1 protein-coding gene is annotated in these 584 nt (G+C 76.9%); it reads right to left on the reverse strand.

All coding sequences use genetic code 11. From position 1 onward, the window contains the following. On the reverse strand, positions 1-584 hold a 584-nt coding region (locus G3I65_RS11995), incomplete at both ends, for a hypothetical protein (protein WP_160696170.1).

Below are 584 nucleotides of genomic sequence, written 5' to 3' on the forward strand. Positions count from 1 at the left end.
CGAGGACCCCGCGGAAGCGGGCCGCGACGCGCTCGTCGACCACGTCGGGCAGGTCGATCAGGCCGCCCCAGCGGTGCGGGTGCTCCAGCGCCAGCACGCGGCCCAGCCCCCAGGTCCCGGCCTGCGGGAGGGACCGGACCCCTTCCGCGCGGCCCACCGCGACGGCACCGCGGGTGACGCACCACAGGGGTGCCCCGATCCCGGCGTCGAGCAGCTCGGCCAGCACGTCTTCACCGTCCATAAGAGACACGACGCCGGTCAGCCCGGCCCCGGCGAGGCGCTCGGCGAGCCCGGCACCGGCGACCACCACCCGGACGTCGCCGAGCGCGGCGACCACGGAGACCGCCCAGTCGTCCCGTTCGTGGCCGTCGGGGACGACCACGGCCCACTCACCGTCCACAGTGGACGATGTACCGGTGAGCGGCAGCCAGGTGACGCGGTAGCGCAGGCCGTCGACGCGGTGGCGCTCACCGAGCCGGCGGCGCCAGGACGACAGCGCCGGCAGCACCGGGGTCAGCGCGGTCCCGTCGAGGGCGAGTGCCGAGCTCAGCGCGCCGACGTCGGCGCGCTCGACGGCCGCCCAG

The sequence above is a fragment of the Amycolatopsis sp. SID8362 genome (assembly GCF_010550475.1).
Taxonomy (GTDB): domain Bacteria; phylum Actinomycetota; class Actinomycetes; order Mycobacteriales; family Pseudonocardiaceae; genus Amycolatopsis; species Amycolatopsis eburnea.